The following is a 7936-nucleotide window of genomic DNA, read 5'->3' as shown; positions in this document are numbered from 1 at the left end:
CAGGACCCGCGTCCCCGCCGAAGTGGCCAAGTATCGCCGGCTCTACGATCTTATCGACCACAATTCCCAAAAAGCCGTCCGCGAGGGAGACCGGATCGTGGCGGTACTCTGAGACTGGAAGCCCCCCTGGCCTCTCCCGATGACCGGCTTTAATAGCCGGCGAGGACTCAGCTCCCCACCCCGGGTTGACACGGATGGCCAATCCCCCGTAGAATGAAAATTCCGTATCTATCTGAAAGTGCGTTTATTTCCTGAGAGGCTTGCCTTCAATGACCAACCGGGTCCATTGCGTCACCAAAGCATTGCTCAAGGGCTGGGTTCCTGCGCTCCTGTTGATCCTCTTCCTTGCTCTGCCTACCTCTTCCGCAACGGCCGCTGCGGGGGGCGATGGCGGGCTTGCTGTTGCTCCACCGGACGGGAAAGTGGTCTTCCACAAGGAGGGGCAGGCGGGGAAGCAGATTTACATCCTCGGGCAGAATCATCGCAGTTCGCTGACCGGCGGGGACGGCGACAAAACCCTGCTGGCCCAAATGGAAATCTATCGGATCGGGGAGTGGCTCATCCGCAACCGCCAGGTCGAACTGCTGCTGCCGGAGGGATTTTTCGGCCAGAGCGCGCCGGAGGAAAGAGCCCGGGACCTCCGCAGCGCCTCCGCTGGCGGCGAGCACCTGCTCCGCAAGAGTATCGACAATGCAGTCCTCCGAGATGAACTGGGCGACTCCCGAACCTTTACCAATGCCGCCATCCTGCTCAAATCCAATTACGGCATTCGGCTCAGCCAGGCGGAGGATAAGGGGCTATATGGCGCAGTTGCCGATTCCATGCGGCAACTGACCGGTTCGGCGGGGCAATTGAATCCCGAATTTCTGAGTCGGCTGAGCTGTTTTCAGGAAAGACGGACGGCGGCCATGCTCCAGAAAATTCCCGCGGTCGTGGAGCGTGAGTTCCAGGCCGGGAGCATCCGGAGCAAAAACGCCATTTTCATCATCGGCATGGCCCATGTCGCCGAGATCATCCAGTTTCTCGAGGAGGAAAGCATTGTGCTTACCCCTGCCAGGGAGGAAATGGTTCGGTCCGCGCCCTGCGAGCTTGCGTTGCTGAAGGAAAACTATGGCGTAACCGTCATCCTGCCGCACTCGCTGGCTGAGGATCAGGAGGTCATGCGCCTGACCAAGCTCCTGGACAGGGTCTCCGAATGACCGGGAAACAAAAAACTACCTGAAGAATCAGGTAGTTTTTTTGTTCCAAGGGGGTCGACTTTCCGTTTATTGATATCCAGTGAGTCCACCTTTCTCTTGTAGTTATTTTCTGCTTTCTCCAGCTTTTCCCCTGTTGCTCCTTTCTCTCGGGGCTCATTCCCGCAGCCTGCTTATGGATCCGGGGTGGCCTCGGGGATTGCCTCGCTTTCAGCTCCCCAATAGGGAGCCAGCCCGTAGTGCTCGTAAAGTCCCCGACTGTACTGTTCATCACTCATGTCGGGTGTTTTTGCCGGCGAACTGGCCAGCAGGCTCTCATCGACGGTAAGGATCAGAGCATCCGCCGCCTCGGCGGCTTTGAAGGCGGTATAGGGAACGAGGCGTTCCTGCGCCCCCATGCCAAAGATGCCGCCCGTGGAAACCACCAGGAACCTGATGTTGCCGCCTTCATCCAGCTGGTAGGCGGAAACCTCGCCTATGCTCTTCCCTTCCCGGTTCCTCACGTCCATGCCTGTCAGCTTATCGACGGAAATAAATTCCCCGTATGTGACGGCTTGCCCTGCCTGCGGCCCGCCTTCTGCAGCTTTTGTCATCCCACCGCCGGCAAAAACGGCTCCTGCCAGCAGCAGGCTGAACGATATGGCCAAGATGGCCATAAGATTTATTTTTTCCATGAGGTTAACCTCCCTTTTCCGTCAACCCCCTTCTTTAGTTACTATTCTAGGGCTGTCGCGCTGCCCTGTCAATGTGTCGAGCTTGATTGATAAGTAGTCAAAAACACAGAATATATGTCATTGGACCTGGTCTGCTAATGAAGACCAGCCAAGACTCATGGCGAGATTTTACCAAGGAGAAAAGAGGGGCAGGTTGTCCCACGCGGCGAAAAAGGACCCTTCATGACTTTGGTCGCAGAGTGGCAAAGAGAATGCCGGCGACTATCAAGCCGATGCCGACGGCATGGAAGGGCAGGAGCCGCTCGTGGAGAAAGAGAACCGCCAGGAGGGTGCTGAAGGCGGGCATGAGGTGGATGAATTGGCCGCCCGCCTGGGCGCCGACCCTGCGGATGCCGCTGTTCCAGGCCACGAAGGCGATCACGGAGGCAAAGATCCCCACATAGGCGATGCTGGCCAGCGTCGCGGGGGTCGGCTCGACCACCTTGCCGGAGGCGATCTCCAAGGCATAGAGGGGGGCGATAAAGGCCAGGCCGAACAGGGCGATGACAAAGAGAAAGACCAGAGGGTCGAGCCCCTGCGGGTAGTAGCGCAGGCCGACCGAATAGAGCGCCCAGGAGGCGGCTGCTGCCAGCACCAGCAGGTCGCCGGTGGTGAAGGAAAGGTGGAGCGCCGCTGACGGATCGCCGCGCAGAATGATCGTCGCCACCCCGGCCAGGGAAAGGCCGATGCCGATCCACTGCCTGCCCGATACGGACTGGCCGTAGAATATCCGGGAAAAGAAGAGGATCAGCACCGGGATGGCCGAGTTGACCAGGGCGGCGTTGATGGCGGTGGTGGTGTGCATGGCGGTGTAGATCAGCAGGTTGAACAGGGTCACCCCGAGCAGGCCGTAGAGGGGAAAGAGTTTCAGGTTGGCGCGGATGAGCGGCCACTGCCGCCGCAGGCGGGGGAGGACGATCGGGAAGAGGACGGCCAGTGCCACGGTCCAGCGCCAGAAGAGCAGTCCGACCGGCGGAATCAGGGTGACGACCGCCCGGCTCAGGACGAAATTGCCCGACCAGAGAAGAGCGCTGAGGGTGAGGAGGAAGTAGGGTATCAAGCGGATTCTCCGCAGCGCCCGACTCCTTGAATTATGCCTGGTCCCGAAACCTCGTCGTTCAATCCCGGACCCTGAGGATGTAGGAAGTATTGAGATAAAGGACTTCCTCTTCGCGAAAGGCGGGTAGAAACCGCTGTTGCTGGTTGAGACAATCCTTCACCCGGTTGGAGGCCTGGGGCAGGTTGACGTAAAGATCTACCACGAGCTCATCCTGGAGCAGGGTGGAGATGCAAATGCGGTATTTTTCGCCCAGCCGCATCAATTCGTCGGCCTCTTCGCTCTGGTCGGTCCGGGCGCTGACGATGAGGGCGCTGTTTACCAGTTGGATGCCGGCAGCCGTCTGGACCGGCAGAAACCGGATTTCGGAGTTGAGCAGGTCGCCAAGCCGCTGTGGTCCCATGCGGTTGGCTTCGTAGAGACTGAGGAAGACCTCCCCCTCCAGGCGGCTGTCGTCGGCGAGCACCAGGCCGACCCGGCGTTTCTGCATGGCGATGCGCTGTTCATCCATGGCCGTTCCCCCCTTTCTGCGGCTGGGGGAACAGGGACTTGTTGAGGGCAAAACGGAAAGCGCTTTCACTGCTGATCCGGCCCTCCTTCAGCAGTTCCTGCAGCGCCTGGTCCATCAGCTGCATCCCGTCGCCCCGGCCGGTCTGGATCACCGAGGGGATCTGGAAGGTTTTACCCTCGCGAATGAGATTGGCGACCGCGACATTGACCAGCAGGATTTCCAGCGCGGCGGCGCGGCGGCCGTCCACGGTCGGCACCAGCTGCTGGGCGATGACCCCCTTGAGAGATTCGGACAACATGGCCCGGATCTGTTCCTGCTGGCTGGTGGGGAAGACGTTGATGATGCGGTCGACGGTTTTGGCGGCGCTGCTGGTGTGGAGAGTGCCGAACACCAGGTGCCCGGTTTCCGCCGCGGTGATCGCCAGCTCGATGGTCTCCAGATCGCGCATCTCGCCCACCAGGATGATGTCCGGGTCCTCGCGCAGGGCCGCCTTGAGCGCCGCTGCGAACGAGCGGGTGTGGCGTCCGACCTCCCGCTGGTTGACCAGGCTTTTCTGGCTGGCATGGACGAACTCGATGGGGTCTTCGATGGTAAGGATGTGTTCGGCCCGGGTGCGGTTGACGTGATCGATCATGGCCGCCAGGGTGGTCGATTTGCCGCTTCCCGTCGGTCCGGTGACCAGCACCAGCCCCTTGCGGTATTCGGTGAAACGCAGCACCGTCGGCGACAGTCCGAGCTCCTGGGCGGTGAGGATGCGCGCCGGGATGAGGCGGAAGACCGCGCTGATGCCGAGCCGGCCGTAGAAGATGTTGGCCCGGAAGCGGGCGCCGAGCTCGGCCACCTCGTAGGCGAAGTCGAGGTCGCTGCGCTCCTCGAAGGTCGTGCGCTGCGTTTCGGTCATCACTTCGTAGAGCAGGGCCTTGTACTGCTCGTGGCTCAGCTTCTGGGGAACGGCGGGGACCAACTCCCCGGAGAGGCGCAGCAGGGGCGGGCTGCCCGGGGATAGATGGAGGTCCGAGCCCCCCTTGTCGCGCAGGATCTTGAACAGCGCATCGATCTTGGCCATGACACTCCTTGCAAAAGCGGGACTTCGGTCAGGGGGGACAGGCAAAACGGCCCCCGGCCTTCTCCTCGGCCGGGGGCTCGGTCAAGTTTACCAAAAAAGTAAAGGCCCGTTTTTCCGGCCAGCAAAAATGGCGGCGCCTTTCGGGGCACGACCCAACGGTTTTGCGCTGCCCCACTACTTTGATTGCTTGAGCCGGTCAGCGAGGGCGGCGAAAGGGGAATGGCCGAGCGAGGGACGGTCCTGACGACCGGCAGGACCGTCGGCGCTGCGCTGCTCCTGCACGCCGCGGGTATGCTCGTGGTCGTGGCAGTAGATGCACAGCAGTTCCCAGTTGCTGCCGTCCGGGGGATTGTTGTCGTGGTTGTGGTCCCGGTGGTGCACCGTCAACTCGCGCAGTTTTTTACCCTCGAATTCGCGGGTGCAGCGGCCGCAGACGTGCGGGAAAAGCTTCAGCGCTTTCTCCCGGTAACCGGCCTGACGCAGCTCCTCTTCCTTGCGCATCTGCGCAACGAGCTTGTCATGTTTTTCGGCATCGGAACTGGTCATAAAACCTCTTTGAAAAACTGGGGGGCACTTCCCGTATCCATCTGGTTTTGCATGAATTATACGTGATATCGGCACCGATTTGACATAAAAAACCAGGCAATTACCTGCTTTTCCCCTCCACCGCCCTGGCCAGTCTGGCAGCCGGCCTTCCTTCTTCAATCCCCATCGCCTCATAAACCGCATCCAGGACCCGCGCCCGGACCTTCAGGCTCTGGAGCTTCCCGTTGCCCCGGGGGTAGGTCCGGTTCGACAGGAATACGTAGACCAGCCGGTGCTCGGGATCGATCCAGAGGCAGGTGCCGGTAAACCCGGTATGGCCGAAAATTTCCTGCGAGGCGAGCTTCGCAGGGTAACCTTCCGCCGCATCGGGATCCCGGCGGTCGAAGCCCAGGCCCCGCCGGCTGGCCGCCGACTGCCGGGCGGCGAATTGCCGGACCGTTTCGGGCCGGAAGTACTCCCGGCCGCCGTAGCTGCCGCCCTCAAGCAGCATCTGGCCGACCAGGGCGAGGTCGTAGGCGGTCGCGAAGAGGCCGGCGTGCCCCGCCACCCCGCCGGAGAGGGCCGCCCCCGAATCCTGCACGAACCCGTGAAGGAGCTGCTTGCGGAAGTAGCTGTCGATCCCGGTCGGCACCAGCCGCTCCCGGTCATGGCGTTCCGCGGGGCAGAAGCCCATGGTGCAGGCGCCCAGCGGGCGGTAGAACTGCTCCTCTACGTAGGCGCCCAGCGGCTGCCCGGCGATGCGCTCCACGATCTCCTTGAGCACATACATGCCGAGATCGCTGTAGACGTACGCCCCCGGGGTCTTCAGCGGGGTCGCCAGCAGGGTCGGCCACATCACTTCCCTGTAGAAGTCCTTCTTCAGGTAGAAGCTCGCGCTGACCCGGGTGGGGTAGCCGGCGGCGGGCTCAGGGCGATAGTCGCCGTCCTGGACCAGGGTGTAGAAGGGGATTTCCGGGACAAAGCCGGCCTGGTGGGTCAGCAGGTCGCGGATCCGGATCGCCGCCTTGTCGGGGTGCGATTGTTCCAGCTCGCTCAGGTAAGTGCCGACGGTCGCATCGAGGTCGAGCTTCCCCTCGTCGACCAGTCGCATCACCGCCAGGGTGGTGGCCGAGATCTTGGTGAGCGAGGCGAGGTCGAAGATGTCGGTCGATCGGGTGGGAAGATCCCGCTCGTAGGTGTGATGGCCGTAGGCGCGGTCGAAGACGATCTCGCCGTCCCTGAGCACCAGCACCACCGCCCCGGGGGTAGCCCCCTCGCGGATCGCCTCCTCGACGATGGCGTCGATTTTCCCGAGTCGGGCGGGTTCGAGGCCGGCCGTATGGGGTGCGGCGCAGCTCAGGTGGTAGACGGCGGCGCCGGTGGGGTCCGTTTCACTCGCCCGGGAGGATGAAAAACCGGCCAGCAAGGCGGATGGAATGGCAAAAAAAAGAAGTATGAAGCGCTTCATGGAAGTCCGCCATCCCGGAACGTATTGGAAGAAAACTAAGGACACTCCCCATATTCTTCTGGTTTTTCATGCACCGCACTAGAGATCGGTACTGATTTGACGTAAAGAGTTTCCGGCGCAATATCAAGATCGTTGGGCCAACAGACGGTATCGAAGGCTACGTAGGCCCGTGCGAAGAGAGCTTTATCCTTCAGCTGACTGAAAATGCCCTTGCTGAGATATGGACGCACATCGAAGAGCCGAACCTCTCCGGTACTGAACTCGATTTCCAACTGGTAGTTTTCCCTTGGCACCACACGGACAACCGATTCCATTGTCGTTCTCCTAGCGCAACGGCTCGATCGGAAACGGCGTCTGGCCGTTGACGGCCAACTCCCAATCCGCCATCAGGTCTTCCCGATGAATTTCCAGCCAAGCTTGAACCAGCTTCATCTTCGCCGCTGGAATTTCCCCTTCGAGCACCTCGCCGTCAAGAATCGAAACGGCGGCCTGCTGGCCCTGATAGCGGGCGTGGAAATGCGGCATCTGGTGCTTCTGGTTGTCGAAAAAGTAGAGATAGATGATGATTCCGTAGAATACACTGATTGTCGGCATAAACAAACCCCCCTCCTGATGCGCAAAAGCCCCCGGCCGCATCTGCGAACCGGGGGCTTCGTCTCTCATCCGTTCTGATTAAAGACCGAGCTGCTTGAAGAAGTCATTCCCCTTGTCATCCACCAGGATGAACGCCGGGAAGTTCTCCACCTCGATCTTCCAGACCGCCTCCATCCCCAGTTCGGGGAAGTCGATGCACTCGACCTTCTTGATGTTCTCCTCGGCCAGCACCGCCGCCGGGCCGCCGATGGAGCCGAGGTAGAAGCCGCCGTGCTTCTTGCAGGCGTCGGTCACCTGCTGGGAGCGGTTCCCCTTGGCGATCATGATCAGCGAGCCGCCGTTGGCCTGCAGCAGGTCGACGTAGCTGTCCATGCGGCCGGCCGTGGTCGGGCCGAAGGATCCGGAGGCCTTGCCCTTGGGGGTCTTGGCCGGGCCGGCGTAGTAGATCGGGTGGTTCTTCAGATAGTCGGGGAGCGGCTTGCCGCTGTCGAGGATCTCCTTGAACTTGGCGTGGGCGATGTCGCGGCCGACGACGATGGTGCCGGTCAGCAGCAGCGGGGTGGAGACCGGGTGCTTGGAGAGCTCGGCGAGGATCTCCTTCATCGGCTTGTTCAGGTCGATCTTGACGCCGTGCTCGTGCTTGCCGCGGTACTGCGCGGGGATGAGGCGGCCCGGGTTGCGGTCCATCTCCTCGACGAAGAGCCCCTCGCGGGTGATCTTCGCCTTGATGTTGCGGTCGGCCGAGCAGGAGACCGCCATGCCGACGGGGCAGGAGGCGCCGTGGCGGGGGAGGCGGATGACGCGGA

Annotated in this window: 10 protein-coding genes; 1 reads left to right on the top strand and 9 read right to left on the bottom strand. The window is 61.5% G+C overall.

Features of this window, described 5'->3' with window-relative positions:
- The first annotated feature begins 269 nt into the window (after window positions 1-269).
- The gene (locus tag VD811_11200; protein HXV21538.1) at window positions 270-1199 is read left to right on the top strand and encodes a hypothetical protein; all 930 of its coding nucleotides are present in this window, start codon (window positions 270-272) and stop codon (window positions 1197-1199) included.
- A gap of 170 nt (window positions 1200-1369) precedes the next feature.
- Here VD811_11200 and VD811_11195 read toward each other — a convergent pair whose 3' ends face one another.
- The 9 genes from VD811_11195 to VD811_11155 all read right to left on the bottom strand — a co-directional run.
- Entirely contained in the window at window positions 1370-1870 is a 501-nt protein-coding gene (locus VD811_11195; protein ID HXV21537.1) for a PRC-barrel domain-containing protein, read from the bottom strand.
- A 220-nt stretch (window positions 1871-2090) separates the two neighbouring features.
- On the bottom strand, window positions 2091-2969 hold the full coding sequence (locus VD811_11190; GenBank protein ID HXV21536.1) for a DMT family transporter: 879 nt from the start codon (window positions 2967-2969) through the stop codon (window positions 2091-2093).
- 58 nt (window positions 2970-3027) lie between these two features.
- Window positions 3028-3477 carry a hypothetical protein gene (locus VD811_11185; GenBank protein HXV21535.1) on the bottom strand — a complete coding sequence of 150 codons (450 nt, stop codon included), beginning with the start codon at window positions 3475-3477 and terminating at the stop codon, window positions 3028-3030.
- Window positions 3470-4543, bottom strand: a complete 1074-nt coding sequence (locus VD811_11180; protein ID HXV21534.1) for a type IV pilus twitching motility protein PilT — start codon at window positions 4541-4543, stop codon at window positions 3470-3472. Before VD811_11180 ends, VD811_11185 begins: the two co-directional genes overlap by 8 nt.
- Window positions 4544-4717: 174 nt before the next feature.
- Window positions 4718-5089, bottom strand: a complete 372-nt coding sequence (locus VD811_11175) for a YajD family HNH nuclease (GenBank protein ID HXV21533.1) — start codon at window positions 5087-5089, stop codon at window positions 4718-4720.
- Between the two features lie 100 nt (window positions 5090-5189).
- Entirely contained in the window at window positions 5190-6536 is a 1347-nt protein-coding gene (locus VD811_11170) for a serine hydrolase (protein ID HXV21532.1), read from the bottom strand.
- A 35-nt stretch (window positions 6537-6571) separates the two neighbouring features.
- A complete protein-coding gene (locus VD811_11165) occupies window positions 6572-6850 on the bottom strand; it encodes a DUF2442 domain-containing protein (protein ID HXV21531.1) in 279 nt (92 codons plus the stop codon).
- Window positions 6851-6860: 10 nt separating this feature from the next.
- On the bottom strand, window positions 6861-7130 hold the full coding sequence (locus VD811_11160) for a DUF4160 domain-containing protein (GenBank protein HXV21530.1): 270 nt from the start codon (window positions 7128-7130) through the stop codon (window positions 6861-6863).
- Window positions 7131-7208: 78 nt separating this feature from the next.
- Window positions 7209-7936 (bottom strand): FumA C-terminus/TtdB family hydratase beta subunit (locus VD811_11155; protein ID HXV21529.1); only part of this gene is annotated, 728 nt, incomplete at its 5' end.

The sequence above is a fragment of the Desulfuromonadales bacterium genome (assembly GCA_035620395.1).
Taxonomy (GTDB): Bacteria; Desulfobacterota; Desulfuromonadia; order Desulfuromonadales; family DASPGW01; genus DASPGW01.
The sequence above is the reverse complement of the archived record's forward strand: the minus strand, read 5'-3'. Positions and strand labels throughout refer to the sequence as shown.